The following is a 23,399-nucleotide window of genomic DNA, read 5'->3' on the forward strand; positions in this document are numbered from 1 at the left end:
CTTCAAAAAAGCAAAAAAATCACAAAAAACCGAGCGCATTTCCTACGCTCGGTTGCATTTTATTATTTATTTGACGTTACTGTGAAACGGCTATTAACGTGCTGAGGGTTTTCTAATTCATCGACGACAGCCACTGCGTAATCGGCATAGCTGACATAGCTTTCCCCCGCCTCATTTACTAATAAGTGGTCGACTCCTGCTGTATAGTGACCTGTACGTGGTCCTTCTGGATCGAAAAATGCAGATGGACTAATAAATGTCCAAGTAATGGATGATTGTTGTAAATCCTGTAGGTTTTGTCCTTGATTTTGCGCTGTTGCTAAATAAATGGCTGGGAAATCTGGTGTATCCATCACACGCACTTTTTTCTCTGGGTCCACAAATAGACTGCCCGCTCCCCCTACAACCACTAATTTTGTAGGAATACCTTGGAAAATCGAGATTAAATGACGACCAGCTTTGACATGTAAATCTTCTTGTCCAGCTGGAGCACCGAATGCATTGACAACGACATCGAAGCCTTTTACATCATCTTGCGTCACATCAAACACATCTTTTTCAATTACTGGAATAGCAGCTGTCACTTTTGCTGCTGAACGAACGATGGCTGTGACCTCATGACCACGTTGTACCGCTTCCTCTACTATTTTTTGTCCAGCTTTTCCTGTTGCACCAATTACGGCAATTTTCATGATTTATTCCTCCTAAGGTTTAGTTGTAACCATTTTAGTTACAGGTTAGATACAAGAAGACCATCTCCGTCTAAGTACGAAGCTGATCTAGCACATCCTGTAGCGTCTGTGCTTGTAATTGCTCTTCCATTGCCAGCCACACAGATGTATAGACACCCTCTAATGTATGCTTGATTTTTTGACCTACTGCACACGCTGGATTGGGCTCATCATGAATGGCAAATAGCTGCTCTGGCCCATCAATTGCCTGATAAATCGCTAGCAGTGTTAAATCCTTTGGCTCTACTAATAGCTCATAGCCAGCCATGCCAGAATGAGAAGAAAGTAAGCCAGCTTTTTTTAGCACACCAATCATTCTTCTTACAACTACTGGATTGGTATTCACACTACCAGCTATAAAATCGGACGTAAGGATACTTTTATCAGAGGTTGTAGCAATGAGCGAAAGAATATGGATCGCCACCGAAAATCGACTGTTCACCATATGTATCACCACCTGTTGTAACTATTATAGTTACAGGTGCAAAAAAAAGTCAAGCCCTGTCACCTGTATATATTGTGCCCCGTTATGCTGTTGCTAATGTATCGCTTATATTTTTTTTACGTAAATGACTAATTCCTGTCGTATTTGACCGTTGTCCTCATAAAAATCTAAATTATGAAATTCATATTTAAAGTGACCTACAGGAAATGTCACACTTTCTCCTTGCGCTGCTGCCAAAATGCCTGCTACATCTTGTGACACCATATGTAGCAGCTCTTCCCCAGAATAAGAATCGATAAAAATAACGTTCATAAAAAAACACCTCCATAGCCATTATAGCTTAGGAGGCGCTTACATTTATAGTGTATCTTTATAACCTTTCAAACGAATCTCTTCGATGATTTGCATCATTTCTTGAATTTGCTGCTGCGACAATTCGATCTTGTTACAAGAATATGCATGTTGCACAGAACCCATGCTTTGTTCTGGCTTGCTTTGCTGTCGATCATATTCATCTACTAGAAGTACCATTGTATTTTTCACAACTATCACCCCTACAATATAATGGACTATTCCCATTATACCAAATAATGCTAATTATACCATAATAACTATAATTAATTTCTTTTCATCCAGTCATCCAACTACTTGCCTATTTCGTAAAACAAATAGTTAGACCTAGATCTTTGTTTGAAAAAAACAGCAACCAAAATGGCTGCTGTTAGCATTATACGGCAATTGGTGCTTTAATCGCAGGATGTGGATCATATCCTTCAATCGATAAATCCTCAAGCTCTATATCAAAGATGGATGCTTTATTTGGATTGATGTGCAATGTTGGTAGGTTTCTTGGCTCACGTGATAGCTGCTCTTTCACTTGCTCCACATGGTTTGCATAAATATGTGCATCCCCAATGCTATGAATAAATTCGCCAACCTCTAGGCCACACTCATGTGCAACCAAATGTGTTAATAAGGCGTAAGACGCAATATTGAATGGACAGCCTAATAATGTATCAAGGCTTCTTTGCATTAACTGGCAGCTTAATTTACCATTTGCTACATAAAATTGGAACATCACATGGCACGGTGGTAATGCAGCTTTACTGCCCTTTGCGCCCGCATTAATGACATCCTCAGGATTCCATGCATTGACAATGATACGGCGTGAATCAGGTTGATGCTTAATCTGATGAATGACATCCTGTAGCTGATCAAGGCTATCGCCATCAGAGGTTGTCCAATGGCGCCATTGTTTGCCATAGACATTTCCGAGATCTCCATATTGCTGTGCAAAGTCATCATCTGTTAAGACACGTTCACAAAATGAGGCAAGTTCTTTTTGATACAATGCGTTAAATGACTCGTCTACTAAACAGCGTCGACCAAAATCTGTCATATCAGGACCTTTATACTCATCAGATTCCACCCATTTTTTAAATGCCCATTCATCCCAGATGTGGTTATTATGCTGCAATAGGTAACGGATATTGGTATCCCCTTTAATGAACCATAATAATTCACTTGCTACAAGCTTAAAGGGCACACGCTTTGTCGTTAGAAGAGGAAAACCTTTGCTTAAATCAAAACGCATTTGATACCCAAAGACACTGTATGTACCTGTCCCCGTTCGATCCTCTTTCTTTGTGCCATTTTCTAATATATGTTGTAGTAAATTTAAGTACGCGAATTCTGGATGCGTCATTTTTCTTCAACAGCTCCTTCAAGTTTGCTGTTGATCATTATACCATTTCACAACGAATTATTGTTGAGCTCCCTTGAAATTTCACTCTCTGTTGTGACGAAAAAAGTGGGCAGCAAGATGATATTTAATAAAACAGGTCCAACAATCACTAATAAATCAATGCCAGGACTAAAGTATAATCCAAATGCTGTAATCAGACCCGATAATACAAGGAACACGATTTGTGCGACAATGATCAAAATCGGCACCAATTGATACAGGTAATTGAGTTTACGGAACTGATGCATATTGTCTGGGTTTTTAATGATTTTCCTTTTTAACCGTCTGGATAAAATAAGACAAGCAAGCAGTTGGATAGCCATAAAGCAAAAATAAATGACACTGTATAAAAGCAACTGACTTTTTTGAATGGTGCCATCAAAATGGCCCACTCTTTGGTTTAATAACTCTTGGACTGCCCCCTCATAGACATATTCACGTTCACTTAAAAAAGTAAAGGGCTCCATAAAGCCAAGCGCTGTCCAATCCTTTGTATTGACAGTCCACTTGGATAATTTACTTGCTAAAATACGCAATTGAATAGGATCTTGCTCGCCAAACATCCCTACTAGATGACGATAGGGAATGGCTACTTTTAGCTGACCATCCTGCTTTTCTTGAAATAAATCCTGAATATAAAAGGTATAGGCAACATCGGATTTATTGGCCTCATAACGAGTCTCACCAATTTTCCAATGATTAGCTAAGGAAGCTTGAATGCCATTTTTCATTTCTGTATAGGGCATATCCTTATGTAAATGCTTCGGAATCTTATAGACAAAATGATGATCACTACCTATGAGACCAATTTCTACCTCGACTTTATCCTGATTCACCGTTTTGGCCTTCGTGGTCAATGGTTCGTGGTCAATGGAATGGTGATCATAGCGATGAGAAAAAAAATTAAAAGTGTTAAAATGCCTTTTTTCACGCAGAAGTCCCCCTATTCGACACTAATGATTAAATTTACCCTATCATAGCCATGTCCGAAAACACTATTTCGTTATTCCGAAAAAACAATAGTGGTTTTCCGAAACTCGTTATTTCGGTATTCCAAATTTATCAATAATTAGCGATAATATATAGGAGATTATGATCATAAGCAAATTAGAGGTTTAACAATGAAAAAATGTACTTATTGTATTTTTCTTACATACTTAATACTCGGTATTTATGTGTTAGGTATTACCATCAAAACACCCTTTGTGAGTCTCACTCTCGATACGACAAACGGTCAGCCTGTTTTTGTGGATAGCTATTACCCTCTATGGGCAGAGCAAAAAAATATTGAAAAAGGGGATATTATTGTGTCTATCGATGGGCAGCCAGCCATGGAGAATCGCTACGTTCAACAGCAAATGATCGTTAGAAGCGCCAATGCATTAACGATCCAAAAGGCTGATAAGAGTATTCAAACCATTGCTGTCAAACATCGAGACATGCCAGAAGAATTATATTTGCAAATTTTGTTCCCTATCTTTTATTTTTTCCTAGCTTTTGGTGTCGCACTTTATGTTTGGCGACGCAATCAAAATAATCTTTCAACGTTTTTATTGATCCTATTTTTATTAACTTGTTCGACCGCCTATATCAGTACTGGCGCATCAGCTAGAGGAAATATGATTGGGATGTTTGTCATTAGTAGCTGTATTATTTTATGCATGGTTCTCTTTATTCACTTTTTACAACACTTTTTCAAATACCTACAAATTAAGTGGACCTACCCTCACAGCAAATGGCTGTACTTATTAATACTGTTCATCCCTGGCTTTTATCTAATGGAGGAAATTGAGCCATCATTACGTGAGTTCACACCTATATTGAACCTAAGTTTATTTGCTGTCCTGGTAGTCTATGCAATTTTTATTTTAGTAACGAGTTATTTACGTACTAAATTGGCCAAAATTCGTTTAATTGCGCTTGCCTTTATCGTGCCGTTTTTACCCTTTTTATTATTCTTCGTTACACCTGAAATATTAGGACATAAGCCGATATTACACGCTGAAATCGCCGCATTATTTTTATTATTTATTCCGTTCTCTTTTCTGTTCATTCAGGTGAACGAACGATTATTCGATATTGAATACCAATTATCACGATTACGCTATTATTCAACGCTAGCCTTTTTCAGTGCGCTTCTGTTGACAGCAGGGATTGCCCTGTTATTCATGGGGGAGCTATCCATCGTCCATGTCACAAGTATTTTTTTACTTGTCTTTATGGTGATCATTGCAAGCTTTTATATAAAAGAACGCATTGATTTTAAGTATCGAAAAATTATCTTCTCTTCTACTGGAAATTATGTACATAATTTATATGCAGCCGTTCAGCGTATGGGCAAAGCAAAAAACCAACAAGAATTATTGGATCGTTTTAAATATGAAATCACCGAGAAGCTTGGAACCACAGCGTTTCATATCCGGACAATAACAGACGATTCTCCACAGCATGTAAGCTACTATCCGCAATTACTGTTACATGATGCTGGTGAGGAAAAGATTATGTTAGAAATACGCCATGCTCTGCAAAAGGAAGAGCTGCTTTGGTTAGAATTGCTTGCACTGTATGTGTCCATGTTTATCAATAACTTACAGCAAATTGAGGATTTAGTGCGTGAAATTCAGCATATAAAAAATACCAGCGATACACCGCTTCCTTGGCTCGATAAATTGCTATGGAATATTATTGAGAAGGAAAAGAGTATTTTAGCACAGGAATTACATGATACCATTTTGCAGGAGCAGCTTCATTTAGCCAGAGAGCTTGATGTCCTAGCTGGCTCCCCTACTATTCAGAAGGAGACCGTGCTAGCTATACGCGAGCAGCTATTGAATGCAACGAAGGACTTACGAGAATATTGCGAGAACTTAAGTCCCCCACTATTGGATACCTTTGGTTTACAAATGGCATTAAAAAAACTCATTCAAAAGGTAAAAATAAGGGCTGATTTTTTATTAAGCGCCCAAATTGATCGTGTAGAATTTCAGGATGTCACCCTGCATCTCGTAGTCTATCGTCTTGTTCAGGAGCTGTTAAATAATGCAATCAAGCATGCCGAAGCAACAGAGGTTTCGCTTCAATTACAAGCAATCCCTCAAGGCTTTATCCTTCGATACGATGATAATGGTATAGGCTGCGACATTGACGATTTAATACAGTCCTCTGCATCAATGGGCATTAATGGCATTCGCGAACGTGTCCGTGCTTTTAATGGTGACATTACCATTCAATCGAGCCTTAACGAGGGCATGCATATTTATATACAAATACAAGAGGACGGGGATTCATATGATGAACATACTTATTATAGATGACCATCCTGTCGTTTTAGATGGTACGAAAACATTGTTGCAGGATTTAGCCAATGTTCAAATCGAAACAGAACAGGATTGCGCAGCCGTTTTATCAAGAATGGATACAGCTACCTTTCAGTTGTTTCTCATTGATATCAATATGAAGCCAATCAACGGCATTCAACTATCAGAGATGATTAAGAAAAAACAAGCAGATGCATTGATTATTCTTTACACAGGCTACGAACTTTCCGATTATTATGAGCTATTGATTGAGAAAAAAATTGACGGTCTATTATCAAAGCTAGCGACAAAGGAGCAAGTGATCCAAACCATTCAAGCAGCCATAAGAGGTGAGATTTTACTAGCAGCCGATTTCTTAGACTTTGTTCAGCAACGCACCAACCTGCCGAATGTGCAGCAGGAGGTTCTACTGAGCGATAAGGAACAGGAAATACTACAGCTCGTTGCCCAAGGCTGTACAAATAAAGCCATCGCCTCTGCAATTGGTGTCACCCAGCGCACGGTGGAGAACTATTTATCGAAGCTATTCGTCAAGCTAAATGTAGAATCGCGGGCAGAGGCGGTCATTGTTGCGAAGGAAAAAGCATGGATTAAATAATGAGGAAATAGCGTTTCTTTACTATTAGATTACAAATGTAAATTTTTCCTTACTAAAAACGGAATTTACTGGATATACAAACAATTCTGTACTATAATAAGGGTAATAATTACATTACTTCATTGCTATGATTAAAAACACGTATTCAAAAGTAATACGAGCTTTTGAATACGTTTTTTATATGTGATAGAAGCAATTGATTGTTGAATTTTTTTGGGAGGGTGTTTACATGACACAAGGTACAGTAAAATGGTTTAACGCAGAAAAAGGTTTTGGCTTCATCGCAGTTGAAGGTGGCAATGATGTATTCGTACATTTCTCAGCTATCCAATCTGATGGCTTCAAAACTTTAGAAGAGGGCCAAAAAGTTGAATTCGGCGTAGAAGAAGGCAGCCGTGGACCTCAAGCAACGAATGTAGTGAAACTATAATCTTCACTTAACATAGACGTGCATATAAAAAGAGACATTCGTAAATGGATGTCTCTTTTTTCCTGTGTCAGGATTTATTCATCCTATCAACTTGCACAGGTAGCCCCACCGTATGAGCCATTCCATCCTGACTAATATAAATGAATTTGATAATACTTTTTTGGGCGTCCACGTGTGGTGGACGTGTTGCTTGGTAATTCGTGTGCTAAATTTTTCTCATGGAGCTGCTTTAAAATGCGGTTTGCAGAGCGTACCGTAATGCCAAGATGTGTGCTGAGCAGTTCCCCACTAACAATCGTTGTCGTTAGTTTTTCCAGCATCGCTTCTATTTTTTGTAATTGTAATAAGGGAATATCATATGTCGTACTTAAATTTTTTAGATGCTGTTGTTTTTCATCGTCAAACTGTAGCATCGTTCCATATAGTAAAGGCCCGATTTCTCGTGAATTTTCAATAATGTATCCCTGTGTTTCCTTTGAGGAGCAGAGGGTTGCGGCTTTTTTAGCAAACTCCTGACTTTCAATTAGAGAGTCACCAATTCCCCACCCTATTCTGACAGGAAACGATAGCTTCTCATTTAAAAAATCAACTAAATGACAATGTGAATAACGATTCGTTGTACTTAAAAATTGCTTATACGTCGTGATAATTGCAATAAACGATGCCTCACGATGTACGATAAATGAGCTAGCATACAGTTGTTTGAAATCTAATATAGTTTTATATAAGGCAATTTGCCGATATTCTAGGTCTTCTATATTCGATTTATCTATCGGAATTAAAATATGCACTACCACTACTTTATTTTGGTTAAGCTGTCGAATTCGCAGTTGATTGAGAAAATGATCTAATGTTAATTGCATTGCATATTGAGACGGGTAAAAAGCGATAAATGGTATATTTTGATCAGCTAAGCGCTCACGTATTTCTGCAATGCGGGTAAAGCTCAAATCAACCTTGTTTTCCTTATGCAATTGTAGATGCCATTCAGCAGCTTTATCGACAATATCGCTACTTGCGTACTCGCTCATCGTTTGGCTAAAAAGATAAGGTTTTTTTCCTATCGACCATTCATGAATGCCCAAATAGCCGTTTTCCTCATAGCAAAAGTCGATGGCAATGCGATTCATAGCAATCTTTTTCTCATAAAAAAGCTCCGTAACGGTACGGTAAAAATCACGCTCTGAAATATCAAAATAATGCATGGGTACCGTTGCTTCTTGAAAATGCGTTTGAGCATAAAAATATGGAATTTGTCCGCTAAAAAGCGCTCCATCTCCCCCTTCCAAATACTTTTCTAAAAGCTCATTCAAATGTTCAAAATCAGTATAAGCATAGTAATGAAATTCACAAAAAGAGGGTTTAATTTTTTCAAGCTGTTGAACCCATGAAAGTGAGCGTTTAGCGGTAAAAACATTAATTTTATACATACATATAGCTCCTTAATAAAAAATAAATATTGAAAATAGTCAGAAAATATGGTTTCTTTGTATAAAGGACATAGATTTTCGATGTCTTAAAATAGAGACATTGGATTTTTAAAGGTTAAGTCTAATAAAGTATAAAAGGAGATGAAATTTATGCAAGGGAATTCACAAACAATTAAGAAAAAATCTTGGATTGACAATATGTTAGATAAAATCGAGCGTGCAGGTAATAAGCTACCGGACCCTATCACGTTATTTATTATTCTAGCAGGTATAGTACTAGTTTTATCATGGGTTTTATCCATGCTCGGTATTTCAGCAGTTCAACCTGGGACCGAAGATGTCATTCAAGTAAAAAATCTGCTAAGTCAAGAAGGACTTATCTTAATTTTAACGCAGATGGTTTCAACATTTACAGGCTTCGCTCCATTAGGGCTAGTAATCGTGACAATGATTGGTATTGGTTTAGCTGAGCAAACAGGCTTAATTTCAGCTGTCATGAAGAAAATTGTGATGTCAGCACCTACAAAATTAATTGTACCTTTTATCATTTTTACAGGTTTAGTTGGTAACTTAGCGGCTGACGCGGCATTTATCATTTTACCACCAATTGCAGCCATGATTTTTATGAGTATTGGTCGAAATCCATTAGCAGGCTTAATTATTACATATGCAGCTGTAGCTGGAGGCTTCAGTGCGAACATATTAATTAGCTCTCTAGATGTATTATTATTAGGGATTACAGAATCAGCAGCACAAATAGCAGACCCCGCGTACACTGGTCGTGCAACGATGAACTACTATTTCTTAATTGCTTCGACGTTTTTATTAGTCATTATTGGTACATGGGTTGCAAAGAAGTTTACAGAGCCTCGCTTTGGTTCGTTTCACGGTGAAATTGAAAAGCTAGAGCCATTGACAGCTTTAGAGAAGAGAGGATTAAAATGGGCTGGAATCGTAACGCTAGTTTATATTTTAGTCATTGCTTTTACAGTCATACCGTCGAACGGTCTTTTACGTGATCCTGCCACAGGTGGCTTTTTAAACTCACCTTTCATGGCAGGCATTGTACCTATCATGTTATTCTTCTTCCTATTACCTGGGCTTGCCTATGGGATAGCAGCGAAGGAGGTTAAAAACGATAAGGAAGTTGCGGAGAAAATTTTTAAATCCATTGCAGATATGGCGCCATTTATTGTATTAGCATTTGCCGCTTCACAAATGATTGCCTTTTTCAACTGGAGCAATATTGGTTCTATTTTAGCCATTAAAGGTGCAGAGCTTTTACAAGCATTGAATTTTACAGGTTTACCAATGATGATAGGTTTTGTTTTAATATGTGCCTTTGTCAACCTATTAATCGCCAGTGCTTCTGCAAAATGGGCTTTACTTGCACCAATTTTCGTACCAATGTTCTTATACTTAGGCTATTCCCCAGCGGTTACGCAGATGGCCTATCGTGTAGGGGATTCGATTACAAATCCAATTACCCCTATGTTACCGTATTTCGCGATTTTACTATCTTTTGCAAAGCGCTATGATAAAAATATCGGAATTGGTACGCTTATCTCTTCTTTATTACCGTTCTCGGTGTTTTTCGCAATCGGTTGGATTATCCTCTTCGCCATTTGGTTCCTACTAGGTTTACCGCTTGGCCCTGGAGATTATATTTACTTAAAATAAGGAGTGTTAGAGAATGACAACATTACAACAACAGTTAGCAGATTTATTAAAACAATATGAAGAAGAGACAATACAGCTTCGTCGTCATTTCCATGAAAATCCTGAGCTTTCCTTTGAGGAAGTTGAAACGCCAAAAACCATTGCTGCCTTTCATCGTGCATTAGGTCATGAGGTTCGTGAAGGTGTAGGTGGCAATGGAGTTGTGGCAAAGTTAGTTGGTGGAAAACCAGGGAAAACAGTAGCGTTACGAGCAGACTTTGATGCTTTAGCCATTACGGAAGAAACCGGCTTACCTTTCCAATCGAAAATTAAAGGGCGTATGCATGCTTGTGGCCATGATGGACACACAGCTTCCCTCTTAATCTTAGCGAAGGCGTTTAATCAAATGAAGGATGATTTAGAAGGAACAATCGTCTTTATTCATCAACATGCTGAGGAGCTTGCGCCAGGTGGAGCTATTTCGATGATTAGGGATGGCTGCTTAGAAGGTGTAGATGTTATTTTTGGGACACATTTATGGGCACCCACTGATCTTGGCAAAGTGCAAACAGCTAAAGGACCATTAATGGCTGCAGCAGATGGTATTTATATAACGATAAAAGGCAAGGGCGGCCATGGTTCAAACCCAAGTGACACCAAGGACTCCATTGTCCTTGCAGCTCAGTTTATTACAAATTTACAGCAGCTTGTGGCACGTCGCATCAACCCATTACGTCCAGCAGTAGTATCAATTGGCCATATTGAGGCATTAAATCCATTCAACGTCATTGCTGATCAAGTGTACATGAAGGGTACGGTGCGCACTTTCCACGAGGAGGAGCGTAGTTTGTTAGAGCATGAAATCGAAGAGCTTTTAAAGGCAACTTGTTATTTAACAAAAGCCGATTACGAGTATGAATATGTGCGAGGCTATCCGCCTGTTGTGAACCATGATGCAGAGACTGAGCATATAATGGCGTCCGCAGAGAAAATTGCAGATGTTGAGACTGTTGAAATAGTTGATCCAAATATGGGCGGTGAGGACTTTGCCTATTTCTTAGAGGAAATCCCCGGTGCGTTTTTCTTCACAGGGGCGAAAAACCCTGATTGGGAGGAAGTCTATCCACACCATCATCCGAAATTCGATATCGACGAGCGCTCATTACGAATTGCCGCCAACGTTTTAGGTCAAGCAACGCTAGACTATTTCGCAAAAAATAATTAATAAAAGGCATTACGAAGTGCTACATGCATTTCGTAATGCTTTTTTCGGTTGAATATTTTAATAAGAAGAAAAGGATGGCCAAAGCTAAGAGGTTCTCTCACTAGTTGGAGCAGTTACCTGACTAGTTTGAGCGCTCTCTCCTCACTTTAGAGCGGGCTCCTCCTCACTCAGTCAGGATCACTTAGGAGTCAAGACCCCCTACCTTTAACTAGGCATAGGAATGTAAGCCGGCAATGACTAGATTGACAAATACTTGGTTGAACACAATAATGCCGAAGCCGATGATGGCCAACCAGGCTGTTTTTTCACCTTCCCAGCCTTTGGATAAGCGGAAATGGAGGAAGGCTGCGTAGAATAAAAAGGTAATTAATGCCCACACCTCTTTCGGGTCCCAGCCCCAATAGCGACTCCAGGCAATTTGCGCCCAAATCATGGCGAATAGCAGGCCACCTAATGCAAATAATGGGAAGCCGATAACAACTGCGCGATAGGAAATCTCATCCATTAATTGTGGCTGTACGCGGCTTGTCCATGGCTTTAATAAGGCACTCACTGATTTTCTTGTGATGAATCGAATGACACCATATAAAATAGTACCCACGATAAATGCCCAGACAATCGAATTTAATTTCTTGGCATCTATTTTATTTGTGATTTCGACACCACCGATTGCTTCACCCTTCTCGGTGACGGCTCCTTTACTTACAATCAGGGGCATCATGGAGTAAGTGGCTTTTTCTTGCTGTCCCTGTGCATTATCGAATTGTACCTGCACCTCTTCTGTGGCAAGGCTGAAAAACGTCGATACGCCAATAAAGCCAATGACAACCACCAAACAATACAACACAAACTCAAGACCGTATGTACTGATAGATTTTTTAGAAACATCCAGCGTTTTTAATAAGTAAATTAAACCTGTAGCAAAGGATACAGATAAAATGGCACTAGAAAAGGCCACAGTCATGACATGAATCGTTAACCAGTGACTTTGTAATGATGGAACAAGCGGCGATACTTCCTTTGCGAAAACGCTTCCATAACCAAGGATGATTAAGGATACAGGAATCGTGAATAAGCCAACCACGATTTGCTTATATAAGAAATGGATAATTAAGTAACTTCCTGTAAGCATGATGCCAAAGAACGTCATAAATTCATACATATTACTGACAGGTGCATGGTCAACCGCCACCCATCTGACAACAAAGTACACGAGCTGTAGGGCAAAGGCTATATAAGTGAGCAATAGTCCTAGCTTACCGAATGTTTTTCTCTTTGATTTGACTGCTAGCCCTAATGGCACAATAGCAATGAGTAGTAGAATAAAGGCAATAAATAAGGCATTGCTACTAATGGATAATAAACTTTCTTGATTCAATAGAATCCCTCCAACGTCTATTTTTCGGAATATGCTTCCAAATAGTAAGAACGTTATAGCGTGTAAGAAGTGCCATGTTTTCCCTTTAAATATTTTTATTTTTTCAAATTGTTACATTTTTATGACATGGAAATGGGGATGTGCTTGGTAGGTTCAATCATTATGTAGAGGGAACGAGAAAATATCCCATTAAATGGAAGATGACTGTATCAAAAAATGGTATGCCTCTATCTACATCTTACAAAAAATTGTAATAAAAGTCTATTTCTTTTTCTATCTACATGGGACAATAATGATGCGCACAAATAACATAACGTTATGTTTCATAAACTGGAGGCTTTTAATGAAACAAAATATTTATGATAATCCGATATTTTTTCATCACTACAAGACATTGAGACAAAAAGCATCTAATTATAACCGTCTTTTGGAGCAGCCCACGATGAAGGCTTTACTTCCACCGTTGACAAATTTACAGGTACTCGATATTGGCTGTGGTATGGGGAATTTCGCCAAGTATTGTATCGACCATCAAGCCAAGCACGTAACCGCATTAGATGTTTCGAGCAATATGCTGTCCGTCGCTAAACAGGAGCATGCCCACTCACAAATTGACTATCAGCTACAGGCAATAGAGGATTATGAAGCTCCTTCGGCTAGCTTTGATTGTATAACCAGCTCCCTATCTCTTCATTATGTCAAAGATTTCGATGCGGTCATTGGTCAAATTGCTCACATGCTACGTCCTAACGGTGTATTTATCTTCTCTGTAGAGCATCCTATTGCTACAGCTCGTCATACAACAGATGATAATTGGGTATATGATGACAATCATCAACGTCTGCACTATGCTGTGGATCATTACCAGGAAGAAGGCTTGCGTGAGCAAACATGGTTGGTGGATGGTGTTGTCAAATATCATCGCACTATAGCGACACTGGTCAATACATTGATTACCCATGGGTTAACCATTGATAAAATCGTAGAACCAATTCCAAGCACAGCAGCCATTCAACAACTTCCTTCTATTGAAAAGGAACTACGCAGGCCATCCTTTTTATTCATCAAAGCAAAAAAATAAACGAAAGCCTCACCCTAGGTTTGTGGTGAGGCTTGTTTCATATAAATAATTTCTGGGTCTCCCTCATCCAAGTTGTCGATAAAACCGCTTTTGATAAAGCCTAGGTTATGAAAAAGCTGGTGCATACGCCTATTGGATTGATTTGTAGAGGAGAAAACCTTTGCTGTTTTAGCCATTTGGATATAAGCGGTCATTAAGGCAGATGCGATCCCCTTTCTGCGCTCGGACGGCTTGACAATGACTAAGGAAATAAAGCTATAGCCAAAAAAGTCATTGCTAAATAGCAAAAACCCCCCAATGGTATCAGCGGATTGGTATAGCAAACAGCGTTTCTCTTTGATAGCTTGCTGAATTTCTTCCGCTCTGGATGAATCTCCAATTACTTCTTGATCGATTGTACAAAGTGCTTGTAAATGCTCCATTCTTGCTTCAATTATATGATGGCTCAATTTTCAACCTCCTTCATATAATAGCTCATCACCTTTAGCTCATCTCGAAGTCCCATTGCCTGTCTGCCTTCATCGACAAAGCCACATCGCTTATAAAGTTCTTGAGCAGCTCTATTTGGTACATTGACCCCAAGCACCAGCTCATTGATGGATGGGAAATGCTTGCGAACAAAGTCAGGCAATAATTGAAGTGCTGTCTTGGCATAGCCTTTGCCCTGCTCATAAAAATCAGTGGAAAAGGAACGGATTAATAGCGCCTGTTCATTAGAGGAGTAAGGCGTCACCCCCTCTTTTTCATGTAAGACAAAGAACGTGACTAGCTTGTTACCATCCATTGCTAAAATGGCATGCCGACTATTATCCTGCTTAGCAAGTGCAATGCTTTCTTTTGGAGACTTTGTATAGCGTAGCTGCTCTTCTGTTAGGGTATATTGTTCTACTAAATTTTTTGCTTTGTCCTCATAGAACATGAGCTGCATAGTCACTCGAATTCCTCCTCGTAAATAGCGGTGAATTCATAGTCTCCCTCTATAAGTTGCTGTAAATAATCCTCAAACGAAGCTGCAATCACCTCAAAGCTATCAGGATCATGGACATAACGAACCACCTGGCCAACTTGTCCCGCTTCATTTGGCGTAAGATCAATATATAGGCTTGATGTGCCCCCATTATTCATACAATCTGCAAAGCAGAGCCGTTCATTTAACGGGACATGCATATTAATCTTTTCATCTACTTCCACATACGCTAAAAATTCCTGATAGCGCTCATAAATTGTTTCACGCTTGTCATGATAATCTTTCACGATTTGCTCCACCGATTTTAAATAATACGGATAATCCCCTAAATCAGAGCCTAGGACTAAAACACAGATCGTTTCTTGCCCATGCTGACAATAATATGTACCATTGACATCCTGTAATAGCTCCACCAAAGCTTGTGGGCAGTTCGGAAATACTTCTAACAAGGCCTGAATTTGTGTCTCTGAAGCACCAAAAGCCTGTTGTAATTGTTGCTGCTCTTCTTGTGGTAAGTATTGTAATAAATTCGCAAAATATGTTGTGCGCATCTTAATCCCTCTCTCTTTAACTATGACATATTTTAACATAATTTCTTCCATTCTCTTAGTCCCTCATGCTACTATGGAAGTATGCACAAAAAAAGGGGTGGATTTATGAGTGTGAAAGATGCAGTAGACGTGAAAATATTACCAACAATCGTAGGGTTGTAACGCTACTTGCAGCCCTTATATAAGGGAGAATACAATAATGGAACATTATTTGAAAACATTTTTAACAGGTCAATCGATCACTTTACAACAAATGACTACTGCTGACCTAGAGGCTTTTATAGCAATCGAAAGCGAAATCACCTCTTTGCTACTTGCTAATGATGAGATTCCCTTTCCACAAACTGTAGAGGATCACACCGCTTTCTTTAACAGTATCAGCGGAAAGAAGGAGGAATACTTTTTCGGTATCTATGAAAAAGCGTCACAACAGTTAATAGGCTCCTGTGGCGTTTATGCAGTGAATTGGCAAAATAGCACTTGCTCAGTGGGCATTTCAATTGGGAAAGAGTGGCACGGCAAGGGCTATGGCACGGATGCAATGAAAACGCTTATTGATTTTATCTTCCAATATATAGCTGTTCAGAAAATCAAGCTTCAGGTTTTTAGCTTTAACCCAGCAGCTATTCGCTCCTATGAAAAATGTGGCTTCACAAAAGAAGGCATTTTACGCCAAGAAATTTTCCGCTTCGGTACATTCCATGACGTAGTTTTATTTGGCCTCTTACGCTCCGATTGGGAGAGGAATTAACAGAATAGCACAAGAGAGATACTATGATTGCTGTAGTATCTCTTTTTTTGTTCAGTCCTCTTGCCACACGCGTGTTACTTCCTGTAAGGATAGCCCTTGAAAGGCTAATCGATAGATATCTGGCATACTTAACGTTTGCCAAAATGCATAATCGTATTGGGCATCAAAATATTGCATCATCAATGCCATGATATTGCCATGTGTACCGATAACGACAGACTCCTGTGGATGCGTGAGAAGGATGTTTCGCAAACTTGGAATAGCGCGAGCCATTGCCTGTTGATTGGACTCCCCACCTGCCCATGCAAAGCTTGGCTCCTGCCACACCCGTTGAACTGCTGCATGAAAATCCTCCAGCTTCCCAGTAGCAAGTTGTCTTTCTTTTAAAGCATCTATCGTTTGGATGGGTAAATGACGCGCCTGTGCAATCCCCTCCACTGTTTGAATGGCTCTACGATAAGGACTAGCATAAACTGCGTCGATTCGATGATGCTTCAAAAGATTTGTGACACACTCTGCATCCCTTTGTCCCTGAGCAGATAGTGGACGATGATATTCATCCTCTGAATAATGAGCATGTGCGTGTCTAACAAAATAAATTTCAGTCATCTGTTTCTCCTCTTTGATCTTTAGCTAAATGAACCTTCCAAATCCCCTCTTGCTGTTGCAGGGCGTATGTTTTTATGTAGCGCTGACTCCCAACGGAAATTTCCAGTTGAACGACCTGTAAATCAGGGGTGCTCGATTCATTAATCACTATTCGATCATAAAATCTATACTGAAATACGTAAGTTAATTCGCTCAAACAATTCTTTTGTGAGGAATGCATCATGGCTTGTAAAGGACGAATTTCACCTGCGTTTAAGAAAGCTTGAAAGGCCTCTCTTTATTCCAACGATCAATCCGCTTCATCACCTCTTCTCTCACCCATTATTCCATTAATTTCAAAAATTCTCAACATTTCACCATAGACAATGAAATGTCCCCATTTCTAAACAACAAAAAAGGGAATTTGCTAAAATGTGACAAGATATGAATTCTGCAATTAATTATCGGAAAATTCAATCTCTAATCACAACTTTTTTCTTAGTATAAAAGACTTAAGACTTCTCCATTTTCCCCTTAATATTTTCTAAAACAAAGAACGTGAATAACCCTATTCAGCACACGAACAGGGTTTTAAGTCATATATTAAATTCTATAAAAGGGGAATTTTACAGTAATTTTTATCTATAATATATAAAAATTTTCAACCAAGTTAAATAGGATGAAGTACCTTATCTATGACTAAATTACGAATTTAAGAAACGATACACAATGTGACATTTTTTTTAATATAAGTGATATACAATGAAAAAGTTGAATCGAGGTCATAAAAATTTATTTCAAGAATATGGATAAAAAATTAGGAGGAAAATATCTTGGTTAACTTATTACTTAAACAATTCTTGAAGGCGGAAATTGAGATCAAACGAAGAATTATGTATAAAAAAGCAAAGGATCTTGGTTTCACCCACCCTATTGTAGTAGATTACAGTCAAGAATTGGATGTCTTACTTAATAGATATTTAAAACAAGCACAAGCTTCCTAATCATAACGAGGCATATAATAGAAGAAAGTATAGATATGATAAAGCCAGGCCATGTTTTATTGGCTGGTTTTATCGGGGATGATACATGCATTCACCTAGCCATTTCTCAGAATGTATAGAGAATGAAAAAGTAGGCGATGTTTTTGATAAGAAAACATTTGGAGGTTGAATGATGCACGTATTCATCTTAACTTTTATGGTTGTTTCCAAAATATTATTGCCACCTCAACATTCAGTAGACCATACATCACCCACACTTTGCACACCAACTGAAATAAATACACTATATCAATACCCAAACAACCAATTTCAATCGTTTCGTGATGAGGACACATTTTATCAGCAGCTTAATCGTGCGATTTATGAGGAATATACCAATGCTTCATTGAATATTCGTCAAAAGATGGCTTTTAAAGATGTAGCAAATGCGACAAAACGTTTTTATTTACAAACAGATGGTAAACAGGAAACAATAGACCTCTCTCAACATACTTTTATTCATCCCAATCGACAAGTTTATTTTTTAGCATCCTTTCAGCACAATACCGATGAATCCTATCGCAAATTTCTTGTCATCGACGCTGAAACACAAGAAGTAATACTGGGACATTCGCTTTTTCAAGAAAGTTCCAAGCACCTTTAATTCATTGTATGCACACCATGTAGATTCTAGTAGTCATTTCAAAAAAATAGAAGTAAAAATTTCTTAACAATTAAAAAGCTTGCGATGAATGACGAACATTCATCGCAAGCTTTCTTTACTTAAATTAAGCTAAACTTTTTTGTTGAATGGCTGCTGTGACTTCTTCTATTAATTGCTGTAGTGACTTATCAGTGGAATTTTGCTGACCATGTCTGCGAACAGCTACAGTTTGGTTGGCAACCTCACGATCACCAATAACCACAATATATGGTATTTTTTGCAATTGGGCTTCTCGTATCTTTTTGCCGAGCTTTTCTTGACGGTCATCTAATTGCACACGGATGTCTGCCTGTTGTAAAGCTTCAACAACTTGCTTGGCATAGCCTTGATGTGCCTCAGCTACTCCAATCACTTGGACTTGCTGTGGTGCCAGCCAAGTTGGGAATGCTCCGCCAAAATGCTCGATTAAAATACCTAAGAAGCGATCAATTGAGCCAAACACTGCACGATGGATGACAACAGGTCTCACCCTTTCATTGTGCTCATTAATATACGTTAAATCAAATTTCTCTGGTAGCTGGAAATCAAGCTGAACCGTTGCGCATTGATGACTGCGCTGAATCGCATCTTTAATATGGATGTCAATTTTCGGTCCATAGAAAGCCCCGTCCCCTGCATTAATTGTATAGGCAATACCTAAATTGTTTAGGACATTTTCAAGTGCTGCTTCTGCTTGATCCCACAGTGCCAAATCACCCATATAATCATCTGGTCGTGTCGATAATTCAATCGTATACGCAAATCCAAAGACGTTGTACACTTCATCTATAATCTTTAAGGCCAGTGCAATTTCATCCTCAATTTGCTGTGGTGTTGCAAAAATATGGGCATCATCCTGACAAAAAGTTCGTACACGTAACAGACCATTCAAGGCGCCACTAAATTCATGTCGGTGCACTTGCCCAAATTCTGCCATACGTATAGGTAAATCCCGATAGGAATGTAAGGCATTTTTGAAAATCAGCATATGCCCAGGACAGTTCATCGGCTTTAAGGCAAAGCTTTGGTCATCCACCTGTGTGAAATACATATTGTCCTTATAATGATCCCAGTGACCTGACTGCTCCCATAAGCGTTGGTTCATCATCAGCGGTGTTCGTACTTCCCTATAGTCATATTTTGCTTGTAAATGTCGCAAATACGATTCCAGTTCATTGCGTAAAATTTGACCATTGGCTAAATAGAAGGGCATGCCAGGTGCTTCCTCTGAAAACATAAATAACGATAGCTCTTTACCTAGCTTGCGATGATTTCGCTTTTCTGCTTCCTCCAAGAAGATAAAATGATCGCGCAGTTCCTCTTTTGTAGCAAAGGCAACGCCATAAATACGCTGAAGCATTTGATTCTCGCTATCGCCTCGCCAGTAAGCGCCTGACACATGCATTAATTTAAAATGCTGTAATTTGCCTGTAGACGGGACATGTGGACCACGACATAAATCATAAAAATCTCCCTGCTCATAAATCGTAACTAGCTCATCTACAGGAATTGCCTCCAACAGCTCTAGCTTTAACGCATCATGGGCGAATAATTGCTTTGCTTCTTCACGTGAAACCTCGCGTCTATGAATCGGGATATTTTCCTGTACAATTTGTTTCATTTTCTTTTCAATTTGCTGTAAATCACTCGGTGTCAGTGTATCAGCAATATCTATATCATAATAAAAGCCATTTTCAATGACTGGTCCTACTCCAAATTGTGCATGTGGATAAAGTCGTTTAATTGCCTGAGCTAATAAATGGGCCGTAGAATGGCGAATGACCTCGATCCCTTCCTTTGAGCTTGCATCGTACAATGTAATTTGTGCATCTTCCATAATCGGGCGCGTCAAATCAATGATGGTTCCGTTAACACTCCCTGCGACTGCCTTTTTACGAAGCTCTGGACGAATCGCTTGTGCAATATCGGTTAGTGTCACACCTTTAGTAAATGCTTGTTGTTGACCATCTGGAAATTGAATGTGAATACGTTGATTTGACATGTTTCTCTACTCCTTTTAGTAATAAAATCAATTACACCTTGGCATAATTGTGTAGATAAAAAAAACACATATCCGCCCCTAAGAAGGGACGAGTATGTGTTGATTACCCGTGGTTCCACCCAAATTCCCACTAGTTTATAAGCTAGTGGCTCATTGATTTTGCTGTAACGCCGCAAAAAAAACGGTGCAAGTTTCCAAGCACGGCTCCAAGGTAGTAAGATGGGAGTACGACATTAGGAAGCTTGCAGCCAAGGCCTCCCTCTCTATAAATGGTTAATCGCATCTCTTGTCCTTATCATTGCCCATTTCATTTTGTATGAAATTGTTAATTACTATAACGAATAGTGAATTCTTTGTCAAACACTAAAAAAGAAAAAAATTTAGCGATGGACTTGCAATGGGCGTTCTGGACGTTGAACACAATAGTGACAATGCGGGTCATCACATGCCTCCTCTTGCCACTCATTAAACATCGCACAAAAATAACTATCAAACGTGTCATCATAGATGATGGAATTTTGACAACTCGGGCATTGTTGATTTTTTTGAATCGTACCGCTGATTTCTAGCCCATCAATAATCACTATATCTTCGCGCTGTTCAATTCGCATTTTATTATTATCTCCTAATGATTTTTCACTTCTAAGGTCTCATCTTCAGATTGCCATTCTACATGGATCATTGGCTTTGTTTCTCGTTTAAAGATTTTCTCACTTTCTTTTTTTGTGAAGGAATAATAGCCATCTTTATTTAACTGAACATCACTTAAATTTTGGGATTCTTTTGTCCCCTCAATTGTAATTTCTAAAGGCCCCAAATCATCATCATCTCCCAGATAAAATAAGCGTAAGCCCACCTCACCATTACTATGATAGATGGCTTTCCAATGCTCACTTTTGGCGATATAATGTATCTCCTGCTTGGGACTTTGACAAGCTGTCAATAGGATGATGAGGGCAAGTGGAAACATCCATTTTTTCATTAAATATCCCCCTAACCTTGTATGGTGATAGCCCACCCTGTCGGCTTTTCTTCAAAGGCATCCTCGTATTCTGTAAAAACAAAATGAAGTCCACTTAAATCATCTGGCAAGGGTGGTGTCACCACATACGTACTGCTTTCATGTCCATTTGAGCCACCTGTACCTTTACTTCGGCATTCATAGGACGCATCAATGTATAGACCAAAATGTTTTCGTTCTAATTTTTGCTGAATCGTTAGCTGAGGTTCTTGCTGCTCATCCCAATCGATTAATAATTGCACTACACTTGCATTGTCATATTGACGAACATAAGAAACCGTATACAAACGCTCTCCCTTTGCTACCGTTTTCAATACAGGGATATAGTGACGGAAGCCTGAAGGTTCTACCTTTGAAGTATAGTATTTTTCTGATTTAATCAACTAGAAGAACAACGCTAAAAAAGTATCATCGAAACCATATTGCTGTGCCCATTTCGAAATGGTATCATCCGAAGGCAAGCCTGGAGTAAGAGCAGCTTGCTCTTTTCGTTGCTGCAAAAGTGCACATATTTGCTCATCTATTGTGACAAGCCTTGAATCATTGTATTTGCTATGTTGTTCGGACATCTATATCCTCCTTCCTCCTGCAAGTCCTTCTTCTTTCTATACGTTATTTTCCGCAATTGGTTCCATAAACAGCCTATTTTTACTTGTAAATACCAAAAAAGCTATCCAATACATTGGATAGCTAGTTCGCTAGCATATCATTGTGCCAGCTAGTCGAGTCTGATAATTGATATGTAACCATATTGGCTGTCACAGCGAGAATAACACCCGCTCGGGACATATGAGAGGTATTTGGCTTTTCTAATACAAGGACCACGTAGCCCTCTCCACGTCCTTGCTCGTCAAGCGCATTTGTCGCGTTGATTTCAAAGGTGGAATACGTTTGCTCATTCGTTGCATACAGAAGTCGTTCTTCATCATACACGCCATGTTCTTTTAAATTATAGCTGACAGGCATCCACCCTTCAGACCATTCAATACTGCCTATCATTTCTCGTTTCCTTCTGGCAAGACGTCCAATGGAATACCTAAAATATATCTTCATAATCGCTTGATTGTCTTCATTTTTTCCTTCACAAGTGGCTGTCACTTCAAGCATAATATCATTTTTTAAAAGCTTTTTCATAAACACTAATGTCACAGTGATAACACAGATAAATAGTACTATACCCAAGATGATAAATGCCATTAGGTCCCTCCTAGTATCACAATTGCTGTTAATACAATATTACCATGTTCTAGGAGGGATAGGAGCTTTTCACCAAACAATCTTAGAAATTGACACAGGCATAAAGGATAAGACAAAAAGTGATTATTTGTTGGCTTGAAGCTCAACTGTAAGCGTAAAAGGTATTTTTAAGTATTCATAGTGTATCGTTACTTTCTGGTTGTTAGATGCTAGAACTTGTACTGCATAATGCTGTGGCTGCTCGCCAATAGCTTGTTGATTTATGTATCTTTGAGGTACGATCGTTCGCTGTGCTAATTTATGAAAAGATAGTTGATCATTTCCCTCTAGCTTTGTTTCCGCCTCAAAAGGTTCTGACTTACTTATTATAAGCTTCGCGTTATCAGGACGCTGATCATTCACCAGTATTTGCTTTAGCTTAATTTCACGCAGCCCTGTATTTTCAAGTGCGATGATTTTGATTGCTTCATTGCCTTGTTTGCTGCTATAGCTTTGAATAACAAGTGGTGGATTGCTCTTGAGATAAATCATAAAGATTGCCCCGACCACAAGCACACTCAGTACTAAAATAAATAGTATTTTTTTCATACTTTCCCTC

Annotated in this window: 28 protein-coding genes; 9 read left to right on the forward strand and 19 right to left on the reverse strand. The window is 38.9% G+C overall.

From position 1 onward, the window contains the following. Positions 1 to 62: 62 nt before the first annotated feature. The 6 genes from AAJG31_RS02770 to AAJG31_RS02795 all read right to left on the reverse strand — a co-directional run bounded on the left by AAJG31_RS02770 (position 63) and on the right by AAJG31_RS02795 (position 3,756). On the reverse strand, positions 63 to 692 hold the full coding sequence (locus tag AAJG31_RS02770; protein WP_257961058.1) for an NAD(P)-dependent oxidoreductase: 630 nt from the start codon (positions 690 to 692) through the stop codon (positions 63 to 65). Positions 693 to 762: 70 nt separating this feature from the next. Beyond that, positions 763 to 1,176, reverse strand: a complete 414-nt coding sequence (locus tag AAJG31_RS02775; RefSeq protein WP_279494874.1) for an Rrf2 family transcriptional regulator — start codon at positions 1,174 to 1,176, stop codon at positions 763 to 765. 105 nt (positions 1,177 to 1,281) lie between these two features. Continuing rightward, on the reverse strand, positions 1,282 to 1,488 hold the full coding sequence (locus AAJG31_RS02780; protein ID WP_036080672.1) for a hypothetical protein: 207 nt from the start codon (positions 1,486 to 1,488) through the stop codon (positions 1,282 to 1,284). A 45-nt stretch (positions 1,489 to 1,533) separates the two neighbouring features. Next, positions 1,534 to 1,719, reverse strand: a complete 186-nt coding sequence (locus AAJG31_RS02785) for a hypothetical protein (RefSeq protein ID WP_103118057.1) — start codon at positions 1,717 to 1,719, stop codon at positions 1,534 to 1,536. 184 nt (positions 1,720 to 1,903) lie between these two features. After that, positions 1,904 to 2,881: a thymidylate synthase gene (locus AAJG31_RS02790; RefSeq protein ID WP_279494871.1), complete on the reverse strand. Its 978-nt coding sequence runs from the start codon at positions 2,879 to 2,881 to the stop codon at positions 1,904 to 1,906. Positions 2,882 to 2,928: 47 nt separating this feature from the next. After that, positions 2,929 to 3,756, reverse strand: a complete 828-nt coding sequence (locus AAJG31_RS02795; protein ID WP_345803568.1) for a hypothetical protein — start codon at positions 3,754 to 3,756, stop codon at positions 2,929 to 2,931. A gap of 285 nt (positions 3,757 to 4,041) precedes the next feature. On the opposite strand from AAJG31_RS02795, the gene AAJG31_RS02800 reads away from it, so the two are divergent. The 3 genes from AAJG31_RS02800 to AAJG31_RS02810 all read left to right on the forward strand — a co-directional run bounded on the left by AAJG31_RS02800 (position 4,042) and on the right by AAJG31_RS02810 (position 7,265). Further along, positions 4,042 to 6,234: an ATP-binding protein gene (locus AAJG31_RS02800; protein WP_279494869.1), complete on the forward strand. Its 2,193-nt coding sequence runs from the start codon at positions 4,042 to 4,044 to the stop codon at positions 6,232 to 6,234. Then, positions 6,209 to 6,835 (forward strand): response regulator transcription factor, encoded by a 627-nt coding sequence (locus tag AAJG31_RS02805; RefSeq protein WP_048394499.1) that lies wholly within the window; start codon positions 6,209 to 6,211, stop codon positions 6,833 to 6,835. Before AAJG31_RS02800 ends, AAJG31_RS02805 begins: the two co-directional genes overlap by 26 nt. A 229-nt stretch (positions 6,836 to 7,064) precedes the next feature. Further along, the gene (locus AAJG31_RS02810) at positions 7,065 to 7,265 is read left to right on the forward strand and encodes a cold-shock protein (RefSeq protein ID WP_004230248.1); all 201 of its coding nucleotides are present in this window, start codon (positions 7,065 to 7,067) and stop codon (positions 7,263 to 7,265) included. A 131-nt stretch (positions 7,266 to 7,396) separates the two neighbouring features. On the opposite strand, the gene AAJG31_RS02815 is transcribed toward AAJG31_RS02810, so the two are convergent. Further along, positions 7,397 to 8,695 (reverse strand): hypothetical protein, encoded by a 1,299-nt coding sequence (locus AAJG31_RS02815; protein WP_048394501.1) that lies wholly within the window; start codon positions 8,693 to 8,695, stop codon positions 7,397 to 7,399. Between the two features lie 150 nt (positions 8,696 to 8,845). On the opposite strand from AAJG31_RS02815, the gene AAJG31_RS02820 reads away from it, so the two are divergent. Together AAJG31_RS02820 and AAJG31_RS02825 are read left to right on the forward strand one after the other, a co-directional pair. Then, complete coding sequence (locus AAJG31_RS02820; RefSeq protein ID WP_048394502.1) at positions 8,846 to 10,375, forward strand: AbgT family transporter; 1,530 nt, start codon at positions 8,846 to 8,848, stop codon at positions 10,373 to 10,375. 13 nt (positions 10,376 to 10,388) lie between these two features. After that, positions 10,389 to 11,579 (forward strand): amidohydrolase, encoded by a 1,191-nt coding sequence (locus AAJG31_RS02825; protein WP_279494866.1) that lies wholly within the window; start codon positions 10,389 to 10,391, stop codon positions 11,577 to 11,579. Positions 11,580 to 11,787: 208 nt separating this feature from the next. On the opposite strand, the gene ccsB is transcribed toward AAJG31_RS02825, so the two are convergent. Beyond that, positions 11,788 to 12,957: a c-type cytochrome biogenesis protein CcsB gene (gene ccsB / locus AAJG31_RS02830; protein WP_279494865.1), complete on the reverse strand. Its 1,170-nt coding sequence runs from the start codon at positions 12,955 to 12,957 to the stop codon at positions 11,788 to 11,790. Between the two features lie 343 nt (positions 12,958 to 13,300). On the opposite strand from ccsB, the gene AAJG31_RS02835 reads away from it, so the two are divergent. Then, positions 13,301 to 14,038, forward strand: a complete 738-nt coding sequence (locus AAJG31_RS02835) for a class I SAM-dependent methyltransferase (RefSeq protein WP_279494864.1) — start codon at positions 13,301 to 13,303, stop codon at positions 14,036 to 14,038. A gap of 14 nt (positions 14,039 to 14,052) precedes the next feature. Here AAJG31_RS02835 and AAJG31_RS02840 read toward each other — a convergent pair whose 3' ends face one another. Genes AAJG31_RS02840 through AAJG31_RS02850 form a run of 3 tightly spaced genes read right to left on the reverse strand, consistent with a single transcriptional unit; the run spans position 14,053 to position 15,607 of the window. Continuing rightward, positions 14,053 to 14,487 (reverse strand): GNAT family N-acetyltransferase, encoded by a 435-nt coding sequence (locus tag AAJG31_RS02840; protein WP_237900661.1) that lies wholly within the window; start codon positions 14,485 to 14,487, stop codon positions 14,053 to 14,055. Next, entirely contained in the window at positions 14,484 to 14,972 is a 489-nt protein-coding gene (locus AAJG31_RS02845; RefSeq protein WP_279494862.1) for a GNAT family protein, read from the reverse strand. Before AAJG31_RS02845 ends, AAJG31_RS02840 begins: the two co-directional genes overlap by 4 nt. After that, positions 14,969 to 15,607, reverse strand: a complete 639-nt coding sequence (locus tag AAJG31_RS02850; protein ID WP_279494860.1) for an SMI1/KNR4 family protein — start codon at positions 15,605 to 15,607, stop codon at positions 14,969 to 14,971. The genes AAJG31_RS02845 and AAJG31_RS02850 overlap by 4 nt, the downstream gene beginning before the upstream one ends. 148 nt (positions 15,608 to 15,755) lie before the next feature. Between AAJG31_RS02850 and AAJG31_RS02855 the strand changes: the two genes are divergently transcribed. After that, the gene (locus tag AAJG31_RS02855) at positions 15,756 to 16,307 is read left to right on the forward strand and encodes a GNAT family protein (RefSeq protein WP_048394516.1); all 552 of its coding nucleotides are present in this window, start codon (positions 15,756 to 15,758) and stop codon (positions 16,305 to 16,307) included. Positions 16,308 to 16,358: 51 nt separating this feature from the next. Here the strand turns inward: AAJG31_RS02855 and AAJG31_RS02860 are convergent, their stop codons facing one another. Continuing rightward, positions 16,359 to 16,916, reverse strand: a complete 558-nt coding sequence (locus AAJG31_RS02860; protein WP_048394517.1) for a histidine phosphatase family protein — start codon at positions 16,914 to 16,916, stop codon at positions 16,359 to 16,361. Between the two features lie 812 nt (positions 16,917 to 17,728). Here AAJG31_RS02860 and AAJG31_RS02865 point away from each other — a divergent pair. Both AAJG31_RS02865 and AAJG31_RS02870 read left to right on the forward strand, forming a co-directional pair. Continuing rightward, complete coding sequence (locus tag AAJG31_RS02865; RefSeq protein ID WP_004230265.1) at positions 17,729 to 17,899, forward strand: aspartyl-phosphate phosphatase Spo0E family protein; 171 nt, start codon at positions 17,729 to 17,731, stop codon at positions 17,897 to 17,899. Positions 17,900 to 18,071: 172 nt separating this feature from the next. After that, positions 18,072 to 18,542 carry a hypothetical protein gene (locus tag AAJG31_RS02870; protein ID WP_048394519.1) on the forward strand — a complete coding sequence of 157 codons (471 nt, stop codon included), beginning with the start codon at positions 18,072 to 18,074 and terminating at the stop codon, positions 18,540 to 18,542. Positions 18,543 to 18,666: 124 nt separating this feature from the next. Here AAJG31_RS02870 and thrS read toward each other — a convergent pair whose 3' ends face one another. The 7 genes from thrS to AAJG31_RS02905 all read right to left on the reverse strand — a co-directional run bounded on the left by thrS (position 18,667) and on the right by AAJG31_RS02905 (position 23,389). After that, on the reverse strand, positions 18,667 to 20,583 hold the full coding sequence (thrS, locus tag AAJG31_RS02875; RefSeq protein ID WP_279494857.1) for a threonine--tRNA ligase: 1,917 nt from the start codon (positions 20,581 to 20,583) through the stop codon (positions 18,667 to 18,669). A gap of 380 nt (positions 20,584 to 20,963) precedes the next feature. After that, entirely contained in the window at positions 20,964 to 21,194 is a 231-nt protein-coding gene (locus tag AAJG31_RS02880) for a hypothetical protein (protein WP_279494855.1), read from the reverse strand. 14 nt (positions 21,195 to 21,208) lie between these two features. Then, entirely contained in the window at positions 21,209 to 21,565 is a 357-nt protein-coding gene (locus tag AAJG31_RS02885) for a hypothetical protein (protein ID WP_054549268.1), read from the reverse strand. 11 nt (positions 21,566 to 21,576) lie between these two features. Continuing rightward, positions 21,577 to 21,987 (reverse strand): hypothetical protein, encoded by a 411-nt coding sequence (locus AAJG31_RS02890; RefSeq protein WP_279494853.1) that lies wholly within the window; start codon positions 21,985 to 21,987, stop codon positions 21,577 to 21,579. Next, on the reverse strand, positions 21,988 to 22,173 hold the full coding sequence (locus AAJG31_RS02895; protein WP_279494852.1) for a hypothetical protein: 186 nt from the start codon (positions 22,171 to 22,173) through the stop codon (positions 21,988 to 21,990). It lies immediately after the preceding gene. Positions 22,174 to 22,294: 121 nt separating this feature from the next. After that, a complete protein-coding gene (locus AAJG31_RS02900; RefSeq protein WP_054549270.1) occupies positions 22,295 to 22,801 on the reverse strand; it encodes a hypothetical protein in 507 nt (168 codons plus the stop codon). 123 nt (positions 22,802 to 22,924) lie between these two features. Beyond that, positions 22,925 to 23,389, reverse strand: a complete 465-nt coding sequence (locus AAJG31_RS02905; RefSeq protein WP_048394533.1) for a hypothetical protein — start codon at positions 23,387 to 23,389, stop codon at positions 22,925 to 22,927. Positions 23,390 to 23,399: the final 10 nt, after the last annotated feature.

Source organism: Lysinibacillus sp. BS3 (assembly GCF_039614735.1).
GTDB lineage: Bacteria > Bacillota > Bacilli > Bacillales_A > Planococcaceae > Lysinibacillus > Lysinibacillus capsici.